At 60.2% G+C, this 18008-nt stretch carries 15 protein-coding genes; 13 read left to right on the top strand and 2 right to left on the bottom strand.

Annotated elements, in window-relative coordinates; genetic code table 11:
• The first annotated feature begins 144 nt into the window (after positions 1–144).
• Positions 145–1305 (top strand): class I SAM-dependent methyltransferase, encoded by a 1161-nt coding sequence (locus E6C55_RS21385; protein WP_136371862.1) that lies wholly within the window; start codon positions 145–147, stop codon positions 1303–1305.
• Positions 1306–1375: 70 nt separating this feature from the next.
• Here E6C55_RS21385 and E6C55_RS21380 read toward each other — a convergent pair whose 3' ends face one another.
• Complete coding sequence (locus E6C55_RS21380; protein WP_136371861.1) at positions 1376–1699, bottom strand: hypothetical protein; 324 nt, start codon at positions 1697–1699, stop codon at positions 1376–1378.
• An 828-nt stretch (positions 1700–2527) separates the two neighbouring features.
• Between E6C55_RS21380 and ltrA the strand changes: the two genes are divergently transcribed.
• Positions 2528–3919, top strand: a complete 1392-nt coding sequence (gene ltrA, locus E6C55_RS21375; protein WP_136371860.1) for a group II intron reverse transcriptase/maturase — start codon at positions 2528–2530, stop codon at positions 3917–3919.
• Positions 3920–4006: 87 nt separating this feature from the next.
• Here ltrA and E6C55_RS21370 read toward each other — a convergent pair whose 3' ends face one another.
• Positions 4007–4243: a DUF2626 family protein gene (locus E6C55_RS21370; protein WP_136371859.1), complete on the bottom strand. Its 237-nt coding sequence runs from the start codon at positions 4241–4243 to the stop codon at positions 4007–4009.
• A gap of 304 nt (positions 4244–4547) precedes the next feature.
• On the opposite strand from E6C55_RS21370, the gene E6C55_RS21365 reads away from it, so the two are divergent.
• The 11 genes from E6C55_RS21365 to E6C55_RS21315 all read left to right on the top strand — a co-directional run bounded on the left by E6C55_RS21365 (position 4548) and on the right by E6C55_RS21315 (position 17981).
• The gene (locus E6C55_RS21365; protein WP_136371858.1) at positions 4548–5201 is read left to right on the top strand and encodes an RsfA family transcriptional regulator; all 654 of its coding nucleotides are present in this window, start codon (positions 4548–4550) and stop codon (positions 5199–5201) included.
• Positions 5202–5369: 168 nt separating this feature from the next.
• On the top strand, positions 5370–6347 hold the full coding sequence (locus tag E6C55_RS21360; protein ID WP_136371857.1) for a ketopantoate reductase family protein: 978 nt from the start codon (positions 5370–5372) through the stop codon (positions 6345–6347).
• Positions 6348–6365: 18 nt separating this feature from the next.
• Entirely contained in the window at positions 6366–6764 is a 399-nt protein-coding gene (locus tag E6C55_RS21355) for a DUF3397 domain-containing protein (RefSeq protein WP_136371856.1), read from the top strand.
• A gap of 206 nt (positions 6765–6970) precedes the next feature.
• Positions 6971–8599 carry a bacillithiol biosynthesis cysteine-adding enzyme BshC gene (gene bshC, locus E6C55_RS21350; protein ID WP_168735792.1) on the top strand — a complete coding sequence of 543 codons (1629 nt, stop codon included), beginning with the start codon at positions 6971–6973 and terminating at the stop codon, positions 8597–8599.
• Positions 8600–8627: 28 nt separating this feature from the next.
• Positions 8628–9890: an adenosylhomocysteinase gene (locus E6C55_RS21345; RefSeq protein WP_136371854.1), complete on the top strand. Its 1263-nt coding sequence runs from the start codon at positions 8628–8630 to the stop codon at positions 9888–9890.
• Positions 9891–10066: 176 nt separating this feature from the next.
• A complete protein-coding gene (locus tag E6C55_RS21340) occupies positions 10067–11275 on the top strand; it encodes a DUF4349 domain-containing protein (protein ID WP_136371853.1) in 1209 nt (402 codons plus the stop codon).
• 175 nt (positions 11276–11450) lie between these two features.
• Entirely contained in the window at positions 11451–11888 is a 438-nt protein-coding gene (gene mraZ / locus E6C55_RS21335) for a division/cell wall cluster transcriptional repressor MraZ (RefSeq protein WP_136371852.1), read from the top strand.
• A 113-nt stretch (positions 11889–12001) separates the two neighbouring features.
• Positions 12002–12955 (top strand): 16S rRNA (cytosine(1402)-N(4))-methyltransferase RsmH, encoded by a 954-nt coding sequence (rsmH, locus tag E6C55_RS21330; protein ID WP_136371851.1) that lies wholly within the window; start codon positions 12002–12004, stop codon positions 12953–12955.
• 116 nt (positions 12956–13071) lie between these two features.
• Positions 13072–13485 (top strand): cell division protein FtsL, encoded by a 414-nt coding sequence (ftsL, locus tag E6C55_RS21325; protein WP_168735791.1) that lies wholly within the window; start codon positions 13072–13074, stop codon positions 13483–13485.
• 20 nt (positions 13486–13505) lie between these two features.
• Entirely contained in the window at positions 13506–15809 is a 2304-nt protein-coding gene (locus tag E6C55_RS21320) for a penicillin-binding transpeptidase domain-containing protein (RefSeq protein ID WP_136371849.1), read from the top strand.
• 243 nt (positions 15810–16052) lie between these two features.
• Positions 16053–17981 (top strand): stage V sporulation protein D, encoded by a 1929-nt coding sequence (locus E6C55_RS21315; protein ID WP_136371848.1) that lies wholly within the window; start codon positions 16053–16055, stop codon positions 17979–17981.
• Positions 17982–18008: the final 27 nt, after the last annotated feature.

Raw genomic sequence — 18008 nt, 5'->3', positions numbered from 1 at the left:
TTGGACATGCGGATCGAGGCTGATCCCATTGTATGAGTCACTCCGGCTCGTCATGTCTCTTGCACCATTATAAAACATTCGGGCGTCCCGCGTGACCCATCATTTGGAAGGGGATGCAAGGGCAGGGGAGAGAGGAGTCGTCAGATGGACTATCCCGTATTGGGCATCGTAAAAGAACGCATTCTCGCTTCGGAACGAATGGGGCTAACGGAGGGAGGCAGGAAAGTGCGCGGCATCCCGTTCCGGGATTACATGGCCGTCTGTCTCTACGATCCCGGTCACGGCTATTATTCCGGGGGCAAGCCTCGGGTCGGGCGAGAAGGCGACTTCTATACAAGCTCCTTCGTCGGGGAGGTGTTCGCGAGCTGCCTGGCCCGGCGGTTGTCCGCGCTGGCGGACGAGCTGTTCGCAGCCGAGCGGCCGGTGAAGGTGATCGACTGGGGCGGAGGAACCGGGCGGCTTGGCGCCCAGTTGCTCTCCGCCTGGGAGCGGGACGGCGTCTCCCGCTTCTCTCTGACGGTCGTGGACGGCAATCCCGTTCATCGCCGGCTGGCCGCAGAGCTGCTTGGGCGGTTCATTGCGGACGGGCGGGCCCAAGTGCTCAGCCCGGAGGAGGCGGAAGCGGGCGATCCAAGTCGGGAGGCGACGATCATCGTCGCCAACGAGCTGCTGGATGCGATGCCCGTCCATCGGATCATGCGCAGAGACGGGCGTCTCCGGGAATGCGGCACAGCGTGGGATGCCGAGCGGAATCGACCGATTCCGTGTTTGCTGGAGCTTCCGGATGCGCTGAAGGAACGGCTGGAACGTGAGGGCGTTCAGCTTCGGGAAGGACAGTCGACCGAGCTTGGGCTCGACGCGGAAGCTTGGCTTGCGAGGCTCGCCGCCGGGCTGGGCGAGGCGCTGCTCGTCTTCGTCGACTACGGGGACGAGACGGAGGAGCTGACCGCGGCGCATCGGATGAACGGCACATTTGTCTGCTACCGCGATCATGTTGCGTTCGACGATCCTTACTTCGCGCCGGGAGAGCAGGACATGACCGCCCACGTCGACTTTGCGCGGCTTCGCCGGGCGGCTCGGGAAGCGGGGCTGACGGAGCTGTGGTACGGCTCGCAGCTTCGCTTCCTTAAGGAAGCGGGCTTGCTGCAGGAGCTTGTCCCGGTGGCAAGCGCCGACCCGTTCCACCCCGACGCGAAGCGCAATCGGGCGATTCGCCAACTGCTGCTGAGCGATGGGATGAGCGAGCTGTTCAAGGTCCAGATTTTCCGCAAGGAGGGGGCGGGAGGCGGCGGCCTGGCCCTCTAAGCGGATTGACGGATTAGCGGTCAGCGACCGGCGGCCAAGACTGGGGCGATGGGGAGGGCGAGGCGTCTTTTTAAATCGCTTTGGCCTCCTCTCCCATTCGCTCAGGCTCGGATACATTTACTCGCTCCCGAAGCTCCTTCCGCCCCCCTCCGAAGCGCCGAAGTTTCTCAATTTGCTGAATCCGCTCAATCCGCTCAATCCGCTCATTCGTTGAATTCCCAGAACCGCCCGAATCGTCCCGAGTCGCCCGAATCCCCCGAGCCGCCAAATGAATGTGGTTTTTCACATTTATTCGTCCCGAAACCCCTCGAATTTCCAAATGTATGCGGTTTTTCACATACATTCGCTCCAAAAGCGCCTCGAACGCCAAATGAATGTGATTTTTCACATTCATTCACCGCTGAAGCCCCCCAAACTGCGAAATGAATGCGGTTTTTCACATTAAATCGCCCTCCGAAGTCTCCCGAATCGCCGAAGTCCCTCGGATTGCCCGATGAATGTGATTTTTCGCATCTACACTATTCCTCTGTTCACGACACTCGAGAAAGCACTGGCGGAACGGAGGAGGAACGAGGGGCGATGGAGGTTAGATGAAAAGGTTAAGATGAGGAGATTAGGGAGAGGGGAGAGGTAGGAGAGGTGGGATAAGGGGAGATGGAGAGAGGAGAGAGGAGAGAGGAGAGAGGGAGCAGGGAGAGCGCTCGGGCGGGATACGCCCCGCCTCCATTCCGCAGCCAGTACGCCCCCGCCTCCCGCACCCGCCAACAACGCCAAAAAACAAAAAAACGCCGGAGCGATTCGCTCCGGCGTTCCGTGTGTACGCCCAGCATGGGCGTCATCTCTACGGTGAAAGTCCGGAATGGGGGCTGGCAAGCGCCTACCATAGCCGAAAGCAAGGGTGTCCGCCGCGAGGCGGAATCCGAAGGAAGCTGGAGGCAAAAGCACGGCTCGAGGTACACGAATCCAATTTGAGGCGGTTGCAGTCGGATGAGTCACCACACCATGACGAAATCCTAAGCTGCCAAAGGCTGCAGCCGTAAACTTGGGCGAGCGCGGGCGGAAAGATGACGTTCTTATCTGGGGAGGCCTGCGGAATACGCGAAAGATCTTTCGTAACCGCGACTGAGAAGTCGCGCTGAATCCGCAGGAGTCAGCAGAGGCCATAGTACAAGGATGTTGCAACAGCCTTGGAAGGGCTGAACTTAAAGGAGAGAAGAAAACGATGCGTTCGCGCGAAGAGCAACGACAGCAGAATATCCCGCAAGGGAGCTCGCGGCAAAGGGTAGCGGTGAAACCGCAAGGGTACGCCGGAGCGCCGAGTTCTTCGTCGGCACAAATCGACCTTTCTTCTCGCGAAGGACAGTACGACTTGCTGGAGCGGATGCTTGAGGGAACAAACCTCAGAGCCGCATTCAAACGGGTCCAACAAAACGGAGGAGCGCCGGGCATAGACAACGTGACGGTAGCCGAGCTACAAGCGCACGTATGGGAACGCTGGGAAACCGTGAAAGCGGAGCTCCAATCGGGTACGTACAGACCGATGCCAGTCAAACGGGTGGAAATCCCCAAACCCGGAGGCGGGGTTCGGCTGTTAGGTATCCCAACCGTAATGGACCGCTTCATCCAGCAAGCCCTCATGCAAGTGATGACACCGATCTTCGACCCGCAGTTTTCACCGAACAGCTTCGGATTCCGACCAAGGAAACGTGCCCACGACGCAGTCAAACAAGCGCAATCCTATATCCAAGACGGATGCCGCTGGGTCGTGGACATGGACTTGGAGAAGTTCTTTGACAGAGTGCACCACGACATCCTCATGGCAAGGGTAGCACGGAAAGTTACGGACAAGCGTGTCCTGAAGCTGATCCGCGCCTACCTCAATGCCGGAGTCATGGTCGACGGGACAAAGCAGGAGACGCTGGAAGGGACGCCGCAAGGCGGACCGCTCAGTCCGCTCCTAGCGAACATCCTCCTGGATGACTTAGACAAGGAACTGACGGAAAGAGGACTGAACTTCGTGCGCTACGCGGACGACTGCAATATCTTCGTCCGGAGTAAACGCGCTGGTGAACGCGTGATGGAATCGGTGACTCGTTTTGTAGAGGGGAAACTCAGACTGAAAGTGAATCGGGACAAAAGCGCCGTTGACCGGCCGTGGAAGCGCAAGTTCCTCGGTTTTAGCTTTCTAACCAACAAAGGCGCGACAATTCGAATCGCCCCGAAGAAACTGGAACAACTGAAAGAACGCGTAAGAGAGATTACTTCGCGAACGCGGGGAATCTCCATGGAGAACCGGTTGAAAGAACTCAACCGATACCTCAGGGGATGGATGGGCTACTTCCGCTTAGCATCTGCGAAGTCGCACTGCGAACGACTTGACGAATGGATTCGTCGTAGACTGCGCATGTGTGCGTGGAAACAGTGGAAATTACCGAAATCCAGACTCAGAAACTTACGAGCATTAGGCGTTCCGGAATGGGCGGCAAGAATGATGGCAAACGCAAGGCGCGGATGCTGGGAAATGTCCCGAAACATAAACAACGCCCTTAATCGCTCCTACTGGAGCGACCAAGGGCTACTTAGTCTGACAACTCGTTATCTTGAAACTCGTTAACCTTTAGGAACCGCCGTATGCGGACCCGCATGTACGGTGGTGTGAGAGGACGGGGGCTCGGCGCCTCCTCCTACTCGATTGTTCGTATTAAGCGGGCAGTCCCATCTCGAAAACGCTCCAATACGTGAATCCGAGGAAGGCGAGGACCATGTAGCCCCAGAACATGTAAATGTAGGTCTTCTCCGTGAAATTCAGATACCCGAACAAGAAGAACACTGCCGATTGAATGAAGAACAGCAATGCCATCTCCCACATATCGCCCGCGAACGACATCAAAGCGATTAGCAGCGTAAAGAGTCCCAATACCCGGAACATGCGTGCCATAGCGCGATCTCCTCTCTGTCTAACCCCGTTTACTCATGCATATTATACCTGCTTGCCCAGCATAGTGTAAACCGGAAGAAGTGACGAATTGGCAAACTTTTCGTCCATGGCTTCAAGGTTCCTATTTTTTCGCCTTTTTATTCATGGGCGTCCGTGTCGATTCCATGAGAGGTATACCCGCGCGGAAAATGGATATACATAGAAGTAACCGATAGATTCTATGAACTCTACTACGGGCATAGAAATGAATAAAACACCAATAACGACGAATGATCTTCATCCTTGACGAGGAGGGAATAAAGGCATGACGGCTGTCAGGCAGGATGCATGGAGCCCAGACGACGATTTGATTCTGGCCGAAGTGACACTGAGGCATATTCGGGAAGGAAGCACGCAGCTCGCGGCGTTCGAGGAAGTCGGCCAACGAATCGCCCGTACGTCTGCCGCTTGCGGGTTCAGGTGGAACAGCTTTGTCCGCAAGCGTTACGACGAAGCGATCGGGATGGCGAAGCAACAGCGGCAGAAGCGTAATTATCTCAAGAAGCAAGGCCTCGCGTCTTCCTTGGCGAATACGATCACGGAGCGGCTTCCGGAAGAAGAGACGGATTCATCCAAATCCGAATTGGTTACTGCGGATTCTTTGTCTATGGAAGCGGTTATTCGCTACTTGCGCCAATGGAAGAATTCGATCCAGGAATTGACTCGGCAAGTGCGGGTGTTGGAAAAGGAGCTGCGAGAAAAGGACGAACAGCTTGCGGAGTTGAGGGAAGTGAACAATCGTCTCTCGAAGGAAGTAAGCGAGGTTCAGACCGATTATCGCGTCGTGAACGACGATTACAAGGCTCTGATCAAGATTATGGATCGAGCCCGCAGGCTGGCGTTCCTCGCCGAGGAGCCGGAGGAAGAGAAAACTCGCTTCAAGATGGACGCGAACGGCAATCTGGAACGAATCGAATAGCTTGCCGGAAGAAGAGGGAGGGAGCATCCCCGGGCCGCACGCGGCCGGCGGATGCTCCTTTCTTTTTTTTGCTTCGGCTCCGCGCTGCGATTATGATGAGAGAAGCGGAGAAGCAGACGGGCAACAGGCGCCGGCACGACCCGGGCGCTTGAGAGAGGAGAACGCGTTATGGCGAAGACATCCGTGGCGGTGCTCGGAGGAGGCTCGCTCGGCCTTCTGCTCGCGGCCAAGATCGCAGCCTCGGGACAAGAGGCGACCGTGTGGACAAGAAGCGAGGAGCAGGCGCGAAGCTTGCGGGACAACGGGCTTGCGCTCAAGGATGCGGACGGGAACCTGCTGACGCGGACGGCCGTGCGGGCTTGTTCGCTTGGCGAAGCTCCTTCGCGGCAGGAGGGGCTGATCGTGCTGAACGCGCTGAAGCAGACCGGCTTATCGGATTCGCTGTTCGGGGAGCTGCGCCGCGTGACGGCGCAGGATGCCGCGATCGTCTCCTTCTGCAACGGGATCGGGCATATCGAACGGATCGCGGAAGCGCTGCCCGGGCGGCCTCAGTTGGCCGCGGCCGCGACGGAAGGGGCGCTGCGCGAAGGCCCGGCGGCCGTACGGCATACGGGAAGCGGCGCCATCTGGGCGGGACAAGCGCCGCGCTTCGGCGGCGGCAACGCCGATTATGCCCCAATGCCTACGGAAGATAGGCGGAAGGATATAGAAAACATCCTCGGATCGGCAGGATTCTCCATTTATCTGTCGAATAACATGATAGAACGAATGTTGCGGAAACTTCTTGTCAACTCGGTGATAAACCCGCTGACCGCCTTGCTCCGGATTCGCAACGGGGAGCTTGCGGCGACGGGCGACCGTATGGCGCTTATGCGCGCTCTGCATGAAGAGACGCGAACGATCCTTCATGCCAGCGGTCTTCCCGAGACGGAAGGGGCGGCGTCGGAGCTGTGGGAAGAGCTGCTCGACGTGTGCGCCCGCACGTCCCGGAACGAATCGTCGATGCTGCAGGACGTGAGGAACGGAAGGGAGACCGAGATCGAGGCGATCAACGGCGCCGTTGTGCGCCTCGCCGCCTCGAGAGGGTTGCCGTCGCCCCGGAACGCGACGGTGACCGATCTGGTTAGGGCGATTCTCAGCGGATAGGGATAGGGGGAGGCAGCGGTGTCCATAATCTGGGATGCGATCGTATACGCATATGCTTCCGTGGCCATCGTTCCGGTCATTCCGTTTCTTCTCGTCTTTTTCTGGGCGAGGTGGAGGGGCAACGAGCGGAATCAGGCCATCAAGCTGTCGATGGACGTGACGACGTTCTTCCTCGTCGGTTGTGTCTCGATGCTTCTCAATCGTCTGGGCACCTCCTTCGGGCCCTATATTCTATTATTGTTTATTCTGATTCTGGGCGGCCTGCTCGGGGGAGCGCAGAATCGGGCGCGCGGCCGGGTCGATTCCCGCAGGCTGTTGCGCGCGGTATGGAGGCTGACGTTCTTCATGACGACGGTGCTCTACGTGGTGCTCACGATTGTCGACATCTCCATCCGCATCGTCGGCAAGTCGGCTTGATTGCCGAATTATTCCCTGGAGCCGTGCCGAAGGCCGCGATATTGCGGGCATCGGCGCGGCTCCTTGCCGCATGAGGCCGCAATTCGGCGCAAGGAGCCCGAACGCCGGCGGACAAGAGCGTATATATTGGAAGATGATCTTTGACGATTGCGAACCCCTTCATGTACAATCTAGTGGACATGAACATAATTCGGGGGGACTCCGCAATGAACTTGACTCCTTTACAGGGGTTGTCTTCCCCAGCTCTGGCGGAACGATACCGGCAGGGAGACGCACAGCTTAGAGAATGGTTCGGCTCTCATCCCTCTATCGCCGAAGACTGGCGGAAACGCGCATTACAATTAGATCGGACGGAGGGCGGCCGCGCGGACAAAGCGAAGCTCGCCTCCGTTCTTCGAGATTATCAAGCCCGGCTGCTTCCAAGCGCCGCGGTCGATCGTTCGATCGACGCGCTGGCCGAGCCGGGCAGCCTGGCCGTCGTCGGCGGCCAGCAGGCCGGCCTCTTCGGAGGCGCCCTGCTGATCGCCTACAAGGCGATCGCCGTCATTCAGGCGGCTCGTCATGCCGAGAGCCTGCTCGGCCGGAAGGTCGTCCCCGTATTCTGGATCGCCGGGGAAGATCACGACTTCGACGAGGCGAACCATCTCTATGTCGCCGGCCCCGAAGGCAAGCCGCGCCGGGTTCGGCTCGATCGCCCGGAAGGAGCGAGGCATTCGGTCAGCCGGACCTCGCTCTCGGAGGAGCAATGGCAGGCGGCATTCGCCGGGCTGGCGAACGCCTTGCCCGATACGGAGTTCAAGCCGGGCCTGATCGACAAGCTGCGCAGCTATTCGGCGGATTCGCCGTCGTTGACGCTGGCGTTCGCAAGGCTGCTGTCGGACTGGTTCGGCTCCGAGGGACTCGTTCTGCTCGATGCGGACGATCCTGCGCTTCGCAAGCTCGAGAGCCCGATGTTCCGAAGGCTGATCGAGGATAACGAAGGGCTGGAGCGGGCGATCAAGCGCGGCGAGGACTCGGTGAGCGGACTCGGCTATTCGCTTCAGGCTCCGTCCGCGCAAGGGTGCGCGAACCTGTTCGTTCACTCGGACGGCGGCAGGCTGCTGCTGTTCCGGGAGCGAGACGGCTTCACGGACAAGAAGCAGGTTCTCTCCTACACGGGCGAGCAACTGCTCGCCCTGGCGGAGGAAGCTCCGGATACGCTCAGCAACAATGCGCTGTCCCGGCCGCTGATGCAGGAATACGTCCTGCCGGTGCTCGCCACGGTGCTCGGCCCGTCCGAGCTCGCGTATTGGGCGGGGCTGCGCCCGGCGTTCGAACGCTTCTCGCTCGAGCTGCCGATTCTCATTCCCCGCCAGTCGTTTACGTATCTGGAGCCGGGCGTAGGCAAGCTGCTCTCGAAGTACGAAGTTACCGCCGAGGACATCGTGACCGGCGGCGAGAGATTGAAGGACGAATGGCTGGAGGCACAGGACGATTGGCAGCTCGACAAGCGCTTCGCGGAGGCGCGGGCGGGCCTTGAGGGGCTGTATGCTCCTCTGCTCGATACGCTGACGGCGATCGAGCCTGCGCTCGGCGAGCTTGGCGTTGCCAACCGGCAGCGTCTGCTGGACCAGATCGCCTACCTGGAGAAGCGGGCGGCGGATACGGTCGCGAAGCAGCACGACGTCTCCCTGCGCCAATGGGACCGGATGCGGGATTCGCTCTGGCCGCTGGGCAAGCCGCAGGAGCGGGCGCTCGGCACGCTGCACTTCTTGAACCGGTACGGTCCGGATTGGCTGAAGGGCTGGCTGAACGTTCCGTTCGACGCCCTCGGCGGCCACCGGCTGGCCGAATAACGACCCATTGCATAGGAGGCAATTTACCGTGAAGACTTCGCTTACGAGCGTTATCAAGGACCCGGCCCTCGCGCCGGAAGGCAAGCTTAAGATCGATTGGGTGGAAGCCCACATGCCGGTGCTTCGCCGCATCCGCGAGCAATTCGAACGCGATCAGCCGTTCAAGGGGCTGAGAGTCGCGATCTCGCTTCACCTGGAAGCGAAGACCGCTTATCTCGCCAAGGTGGTGCAAGCCGGCGGCGCCGAGGTGGCGATCACGGGAAGCAACCCGCTCTCCACGCAGGACGATGTGTGCGCGGCGCTCGTGGAGGACGGCATCGCCGTCTTCGCCAAGTACAACCCGACGCCGGAAGAATATCACGCTCTGCTCGTGAAGACGGTCGAGACGAAGCCGGACCTGATCATCGACGACGGAGGCGATCTCGTGACGATTCTGCACACCGAGCGCCGGGACCTGCTGGGCAATGTGCGCGGCGGCGCCGAAGAGACGACAACCGGCATCCTTCGCCTGAAGGCGATGGACAAGGAAGGCTCGCTGCAGTTCCCGATGGTTGCGGTGAACGACGCCTACTGCAAGTATCTGTTCGATAACCGCTACGGCACCGGGCAATCGGTGTGGGACGGCATCAACCGGACGACCAACCTGGTCGTGGCGGGCAAGACGGTTGTCGTGAACGGCTACGGCTGGTGCGGCAAGGGCGTCGCGATGCGCGCGAAGGGGCTGGGCGCTCAGGTCGTCGTCACCGAAGTGGACGCGATCAAGGCGGTCGAGGCATACATGGACGGCTTCACGGTGCTGTCGATGGCGGAGGCGGCCAAGGCGGGCGACTTCTTCGTTACCGTAACCGGCAACCGCGACGTCATCACGGGCGCGCACATCGCGAACATGAAGGACGGCGCGATTCTGTCCAACGCGGGCCACTTCGACATCGAGGTGAATCTGGTGGAGCTTGAGGCGATGTCCGTCTCGAAGCGCATCGTTCGCCGCAACATCGAAGAGTATGTGCTGAAGGACGGGCGCAAGATTTATGTGCTGGCCGAAGGACGGCTCGTGAACCTCGCGGCGGGCGACGGCCATCCGGCGGAGATTATGGATATGACGTTCGCGCTCCAGGCGCTGTCTCTGAGATACGTCAACGAGAATTATCAATCGATCGGCAACACCGTCGTCAACGTTCCTTACGAACTGGATGAGCAAGTGGCGCGCACGAAGCTGGAATCGCTCGGCATCTCGATCGACACGCTCAGCGATGCTCAGAAGGCTTACCTCGACAGTTGGGCATCCCATTGATCGATCTTTAATCCGAATCCGTCTTCTGCCCGGCTTCGAATCCAACTTGCAGGTTTCCCTCGGTTCCTTCGGAATCGGGGGATTTTTTTGTTGCCGGATTTTTGTTGTTAATTCTGTAACATTCCCCCAATCGCCGTCGTCTGAAGGGACAGACAACGATACGAGGGGGATTCGAGATGCGAAGAAGAGAAGTGCGGTTGACGGGGAGCAAAGGCTTGGCGTTGGTGCTGGCGTTGGCACTCTTGATCGGGATTCTGGCAGGCTGCTCCGGAGCGAACGACGATGCGGACAGAGGGGACAGCGCCTCCGCGCCGATGCAGGAGCAGGCGGCGCCGAGCGAGGCTCCGGCCGCGGTCGCGGAAGGGTCTTCCGCTTCCACGGCGGTTCAGTTCAGCGAAGCGATGGGCGACGCCTCCTCTTCGTCGGAGGATAAGTCGTCCATGGCCTTGCAGGGCTCTTCCTCCAACTCCGCTTCATCCGCCGTCGCCCCGACTGTGCTGCCGTCCGGAGCGGGGGCTTCGATCGGCACGATCGCGGACGCGAATGCGGGCTACAACCGGAAGATGATCTATACGGCCAACATTGTGCTCAAAGCCGACAGCTTCACCGCAGCCGAGGAGGCGGTGAACAACGCGATTTTCCAAAGCGGGGGTTACATCGTTCAGTTCGCCGACACGAAGAGCGGCAGCGAGATCGGCTCCACGTACGTCATCAAGGTTCCTTCCGCAGGGCTGAGCGACTTCCTCGCGCTGCTCGAGAACATTCCGAACGACGGTTTCGACCGCAAGATGCAAGGCAACGACGTATCCGAGGAATACGTCGACCTCGAGTCGCGCTTAAGCGCGAAACAGGCGGTCGAGGCGCGGCTGCTGGCCTTCATGGACAAGGCGACGAAGGCGGACGACCTCGTCAAGTTCTCGAGCCAGCTCGGGGGCGTGCAGGAGGAGATCGAGCAGATCAAAGGCCGGATGAGGTACATCGACCAGAATGTCGCCTATTCGACGGTTAACCTTCGCCTGTACCAGACGATCGAACGGGAAGACGCCGCTGCGGACAAGAAGGAAGAGAAGGCGCTTGGAGCGAAGCTTGCGGATACGATGCGCTCCAGCGCGAACGTGCTCGGCGACATCGGGGAGGCGCTGCTGACGTTCCTCGCCGCCGTTCTGCCGGTGCTGGCAGTCGCGATCGTGATCGGCGGACCGATCGTCTGGGGAGTCGTGCGCTCGCGCGGCAGCCGGAGGGAGCGGGCGGAACAGAGAAGAAGGCTTCTGAACGCAGGAGCGGCGGCGAGCGGCGGCCCGACGGCTTCGCCAGCCTATCCGGTTGTCCCAGAGGAGGATAAGGGGGAGGACGAATCGAAGAACGATCGAAGAACGGACGAATAGAAGAACGATAGAAGATGGGTGGAGAACAATTGTTCGGGTATTTAAGCAACTTAAATAATTTTTTCGAGAATCCTGCTCCTGGAGCAGGATTTTTATTTTATGGGGCGAATAATTCAAACCATGTGGTTTAAAGTGGGGGAAAGTGGTGAAGTGTGGAGAGGAGTGAAGCGGGCCGATGTTTCTTGGGGAATTCCAGCATACAATCGATGATAAAGGCAGAATTATCATCCCCGCGAAGTTCCGTGAAGCCCTCGGTTCCGACTTCGTCATCACCCGCGGCCTCGACAATTGCTTGTTCGTCTACCCTCGCGAAGAATGGAACGCCCTTGAGCAGAAGCTGAAGCAGCTCCCGCTGATGAAGTCCGATGCTCGCGCCTTCACCCGGTTCTTCTTCTCCGGAGCGTCGGAATGCGAGTGGGACAAACAGGGAAGGGTAAATGTGCCAGGCCACTTGAGAGACTATGCCAAGCTGGAGAAAGACTGCGTCGTCATCGGCGTGTCCACCCGGGTGGAGATCTGGGACAAGTCGACTTGGGACGCGTACAACGATGCATCGCAGACTTCCTTCAACGAGATCGCCGAGAAGCTTGTCGACTTCGACTTCAACTTCTGAGGCGCAATGCTCGCCTTCGCCCCCGTTGGGGCATGACCGCCGTTTACACATTGCCGAATAAATAAAGAAGACTACCAAGAACGACCCCGAGAGGTTGCCGGGAGGACCCGAAGATGTTCCACCATATTACCGTGCTGAAGGAAGAATCGGTCGCAGGCTTGCGCGTCCGTCCGGACGGCATCTATGTCGACTGTACGTTGGGAGGAGCGGGACATAGCGAACGAATCGCCTCCATGCTCGAGCCTCCGGGCCGCTTGATCGGACTGGACCAGGACGAGACGGCTTTGACCCATGCGCGGGAACGGCTTGCTCCCTATGGAGAAGTCGTCACCTTGGTGCGAAGCAACTTCAGGAACTTGACCGAAGCGCTGAGAGGGGCGGGGGTGCCCGAGACGAACGGCGTGCCCCAGGTCGACGGAATCCTGTTCGATCTCGGCGTCTCGAGTCCGCAGCTCGATGAAGCCGACCGCGGCTTCAGCTACCAGCATGACGCGGAGCTGGACATGCGCATGGATCGCAGCCAGCCGCTGACGGCGAGAGAGATCGTGAACGAATGGGACGAGCGGACGATCGCCGATATTCTGAGAGATTACGGCGAAGAGAAGTTCGCTCGCAAGATCGCCCGTCAGATCGTAACGGCGAGGGCCAAAGCCAAGGTTGAGAAGACGGGCGAGCTGGTCGAGCTTATCAAGGCCGGTATCCCGGCCGCGACCCGCAGGACCGGCCCGCATCCGGCGAAGCGATCCTTCCAGGCGCTGCGCATCGCGGTCAACGACGAGCTGGGCGCGTTCGAGGACGCCTTGAAGCAGGCGATCGAATGCGTCAAGCCGGGCGGTCGAATCGCCGTCATTACGTTCCATTCCCTTGAGGACCGCATCTGCAAAACGATTTTCCAGAAGGAGGTCGCCAGTTGCAGTTGCCCGCCGGACTTCCCGCTCTGCGTCTGCGGAGGCGGCGAAGGCAAGCTTCGGCTCACGCCGCGCAAGCCGATCGTTCCGTCCGAAGAGGAGCTTGAGGCGAACAACCGGGCTCGTTCCGCGAAGCTGCGGATTGCAGAGAGGTTATAGAAGGTATTGAAGTCCATACCGTTGTTGAAGGCATAGATGGCATAGAAGGATTAGAAGAGATAGCCGGAATCGCAGGAATAGCAAGACTAGATGAACAAACAAGGGGGAAAATGACGATGCAATACTACGGCAACCTGGCGATGAGCCCGGCACACAAGAAGCCGCTGGAGCAGCCGCCCCAGCGCCGGCCCCAGATGCCGCCCGCGAACCGGCCGCGCCGCCGTTCGATTCCGCTCGGGGAGAAGCTGCTCTACTTGCTGACGGTGTTCGTGTTCGTGGCCGTCTCGAGCCTCGTCGTCTACCGTTACGCGGGACTCTATCAGATGAATCGCGAGATTCAGACGACGACCTCGCAATACGAGCAAGAGGCCGAATTGACGAAGGATCTCCAGCAGGAGATCAACAAGCTGAAGGACCCGAGCCGGGTCGAGAAGATCGGCAAGGAGCTCGGCCTGGAGAAGGCAGGAGTCGACCAAGCGATAACCGTGCAGGGTGCCGGCGGCCAATCCGCGACGGCGCTTGCGCCGTAAGCGAAGCAAGGGTGATTCGAATGACCAAGAGAATTAAAGTGCGCACGCTGCTTCTGGGAGGGTTTATCACCCTCCTTTTTGTCGGTTTGTTCGTTCGCGTGTATTGGGTGCAGGTTGGTCCGAAGGGAGCCTTCTGGCTGAATCAGGCCAGGCAGACATGGGTCACGAGCAAGCCGCTTCCCCATGAGCGGGGGACGATCTCGGACCGCAACGGCGTGGTGCTGGCCGCGGACACGACTTCGTATACGCTCGCGCTAAGTCCGAAGGTAATCAATCAGCTCGAGAAGGACCATCCGACGTGGAGGCTGCTCGATCAGATCGTCTCCAAGGTTCATCTGGTGCTGGGCAAGAGCGAGTCCGAGATTCGCACCGCGATCGCCGCGAAGAAGGCAGACGGGACGTACTACTCCCAGCGGGAGATCCGGCCGGAAGGCTGGAAGATGGACAAGGAGGTCGCCGAGCGCCTGATGGCGTTCCGCGACGAGATGAGGGAGCTGACGAACCAGAAGGACGTCGGCATCTACTTCAATGAAGAACAGAAGCGCTATTATCCGAATAAAAGCCTCGCCTCGCAGATTCTCGGCTACGAGGACAAGGACGGCAACGCGATCATCGGGCTCGAGAAGACGCTCGACGAGGTGCTGCGCGGGGAAGACGGCCATATCACGTACGAGAAGGACGGCATCAGCACGCAGCTCGCGGGCGGCGTCGTCGACGTGAAGCAGGCGGTGGACGGCAAGGACGTCGCGCTGACGCTCGATCGGGACATTCAGTATTACATGGAGCAGGCGCTTCAGCAAGCGTACAAGCAATACAACCCGATCTCGATCACCGCGATCGCGGCCGATCCGAAGACGATGGACATTCTCGGCATGGTCAGCCTGCCGAACTTCGATCCGAACGCCTATTGGGATTACAGCAGCAACCAGGAGGCCTTCAAGAACAATGCGATCCAATCTGTCTACGAGCCGGGATCGACGTTCAAGATCATGACGCTGGCGGCTGCGGTCGAAGAAGGCTTGTTTGATCCGAACGCGAGCTACAAGTCGGGCAGCATCAGCATCTCAAGCAAGGACAAGCCGATTCACGACCACAATTACAGCGGCTGGGGGACAATTACGTATCTCGAAGGCTTGAAGCGTTCGAGCAACGTCGCCTTCGTCAAGCTCGGCTACGAGATGCTGGGCAAGGAGAAGTTCGCGCAGTACATCAACAGCTTTGGCTTCGGCGCGAAGACGGGCATCGAGCTGCAAGGCGAAGTGCTTGGCAAAACCTCGCTGACCTGGAACCGCGACTTCGCGTCGGCAACGTTCGGGCAAGGGGTGACGGTAACTCCCATTCAGCAGGTGGCGGCGGTTGCGGCCGTGGCCAACGGCGGCAAGCTGATGCAGCCGCACATCGTCAAGTCGATCACCGACCCGATGACCGGGGAGAAGACGGTGACGGAGCCGAAGGTGATCCGTCAGGTCATCTCGGAGGCCACGTCGAAGCAGGTCGGCGAGTACTTGGAGCAGGTCGTCAGCGATACGAAGATCGGGACGGGGCGCAACGCCTACATCCCCGGCTACCGAATCGCGGGCAAGACCGGCACGGCGCAGGTCGTCGTCAACGGAAGCTATTCCGAAGACAAGTACGTCGTCTCCTTCATCGGTTATGCGCCGGTCGAGGACCCGAAGATCGTTCTCTACATTCTGGTCGACCAGCCGGACATCCCGCTCGCAGGCGGCAGCTCGGTCGCGGCTCCGATCTTCAAGGAGATCATGGAGCAGGCGCTGCGTCATCTCGGCATTCAGCCGAACCTGGACGATGTGGAGACGGAAGGCAAGGACGCGGAAGACTCGGCGGAAGCGGCCGAGGTGACGATAAGCGTGCCGGACGTGACGGGAATGACCGCCGAGCAAGCGGCAAGCGAGATGTCCGGCCGCTCCTTGAACGCAGAGGTGCTCGGCAAGGGAGCGAAGGTGCTGCAGCAGCTTCCGAAGGCTAACAGCGTCATTCCGTCTTCGCAGCGGATCTATCTGCTGACCGAGAAGACGCTGAACAGCGTGCCGAACCTGAGCGGCATGTCGCTGCGCGACGCGCTCGAGATGTGCTCGCTGCTCGGCGCGAAGTGCCTGACAAACGGCGAAGGCTACGTCGTCGCACAGCAAGTCGGCAAGGCGAACGGCGAGACCGTCATCACGCTGACCCTTGCTCCTCCCGGGCAGGAGGAGGCGGCGCTCCAAGCGCTCGCGGCCCAGCGCGATGGCGCGCAGGGCGACGAGGCAGAGGACTCGGAGGACGAGGGCGCCGAGAGCGAAGCGGGCGAGAGCGAAGGCGGCTAGTGCGTGGGCAAGCCTAGCGGCGGAGGCCGCCTCGAATCGGTCGGGATCGGCCGCGCGAGGCGGCCTCTCGTTTGCCGTCGCCCCTCCCGAAGGGACGACCCTCGGGTTCTAACGCTTCTCCCCCCGGAATAGCTTGAACTATTAGGATAGGACTAGTTCAAGGCTCCTGATGGATAGGAATGGGCTTGTTCCAGGCTTTTCCGCGATTTGGGAGCCCGGCGTTCCGGTGAGGAGGGAGAAGGCTTGAAAAAAATATCGCAAGTGACGGTGCGGAGACGGCTGTTCTTCGTGCTGGTTGCCGTCGTTATCGGCTTCTGCGCGCTGATTGTCAGGCTCGGCTACGTGCAGCTCTGGATCGGCGGCGAGCTGTCGGCCAAGGCGGAGGACTCGTGGCGGCGGCTCATTCCGTTCGAGGGCAAACGAGGGGAGATCGTCGATCGCAACGGGACGAAGCTCGCCTACGACATCAGCTCGCCGACGGTGTATGCGATTCCCGTCCAGGTGAAGGACAAGGCGGGGACGGCGGCGAAGCTGGCTCCTCTGCTCGGCATGACGGAGGAGAAGCTTGTCACGCTTCTGTCGAAGAAATCGAAGGATGTCGCGCTCCAGCCGGGAGGCCGCAAAATCACGACCGAGCTGGCCGCACAGATTCGCGGGCTCGGCCTGCCGGGCATCGTCGTCGCGGAGGACAGCAAGCGGTATTACCCGTTCGGTTCGCTGGCGTCGAACGTTCTCGGCATTACCGGGTACGACGGCGGGCTGACAGGCGTCGAGAGCAAGTACGATTCGCTGCTGAAGGGCATCCGGGGCAGCATCTCCTATCTGGCGGATGCGGCGGGGCGCAGCATGCCGGAGACGTCAGAGACGTATCAGGCGCCCCGCGACGGCTTGACGCTGGAGCTTACGATCGACCAGTCGATCCAGTCGATGGTCGAGCGCGAGCTCGATCAGGCGATGCTGAAGTACCAGGCGGACAGCGCGCTTGCGATCGCGATGGACCCGAACACGGGCGAGATTCTCGGCATGGCGAGCCGGCCGACGTTCCAGCCCGACAAGTACCAGGAAGCGGAGCCCGAGGTGTACAACCGGAACCTGCCGATCTGGATGACGTACGAGCCGGGGTCCACGTTCAAGATCATCACCTTGTCGGCGGCGCTTCAGGAGGGCAAGGTCGACCTGAAGAACGAGCACTTCTACGATCCCGGATCGATCGAGGTGGCGGGAGCGAAGCTTCGTTGCTGGAAGAGGGGCGGACACGGGAGCCAGTCGTTCCTCGAGGTCGTCGAGAATTCGTGCAACCCGGGCTTCGTTACGCTCGGGCAGAGGCTCGGCAAGGAGAAGCTGTTCGAGTATATCAACAACTTCGGCTTCGGCAAGAAGACCGGCATCGATCTGGGCGGCGAGGAGAACGGCATCCTGTTCAAGCTTAATCAGGTCGGCCCCGTGGAGCTGGCGACGACGTCGTTCGGTCAAGGCGTCTCCGTCACGCCGATCCAGCAGATTACGGCGGTGGCGGCGGCGATCAACGGCGGCAAGCTGTATAAGCCGCACGTGGCGAAGGAATGGATTCATCCGGACACCGGCATGGTGATGCAGCAGTTCGAGCCGGAATTCGTCCGGCAGGTCATCTCGCCCGAGACGTCGAAGCAGGTGCGGGAGGCGCTGGAGAGCGTTGTTGCCCAAGGCACCGGCGGCAATGCCTTCCTCGACGGCTATCGGGTCGGAGGGAAGACCGGGACGGCGCAGAAGGTCGTGAACGGCAGGTATTCGGCCAGCGAGCACATCGTCTCGTTCATCGGCTTCGCGCCGGCGGACGACCCGAAGCTGATCGTGTACGTGGCGATCGACAACCCGCAGGGCATCCAGTTCGGCGGGGTCGTCGCCGCTCCGGTCGTCAAGGGCATCATGGCGGACGCGCTGCCCTACCTCGGAGTCGAGCCGAGGAAGGATCAGATTCCGAAGGAATACAAGTACCCGGACGTTCCGCTCGTAACCGTGCCGAACCTCATCGGCAAGACGGTGTCCGACTTGTACGAGGACATGAACATGAACTTCCAGCTCTCCTCTTCGGGCAAGGGGCAGACGGTGCTGCGCCAGGCGCCGGCCGCAGGAGCCCGCGTCGAGAAGGGATCGACCATTCGGATCTACCTGGGAGCGGAGGGGGGCGATTGAGCCGTTCCCGCTTCCGTCAAGACGCCG

Source organism: Cohnella fermenti (assembly GCF_004801405.1).
Taxonomy (GTDB): Bacteria; Bacillota; Bacilli; order Paenibacillales; family Paenibacillaceae; genus Cohnella; species Cohnella fermenti.
This window is presented reverse-complemented; position numbering and strand designations above follow the sequence as displayed.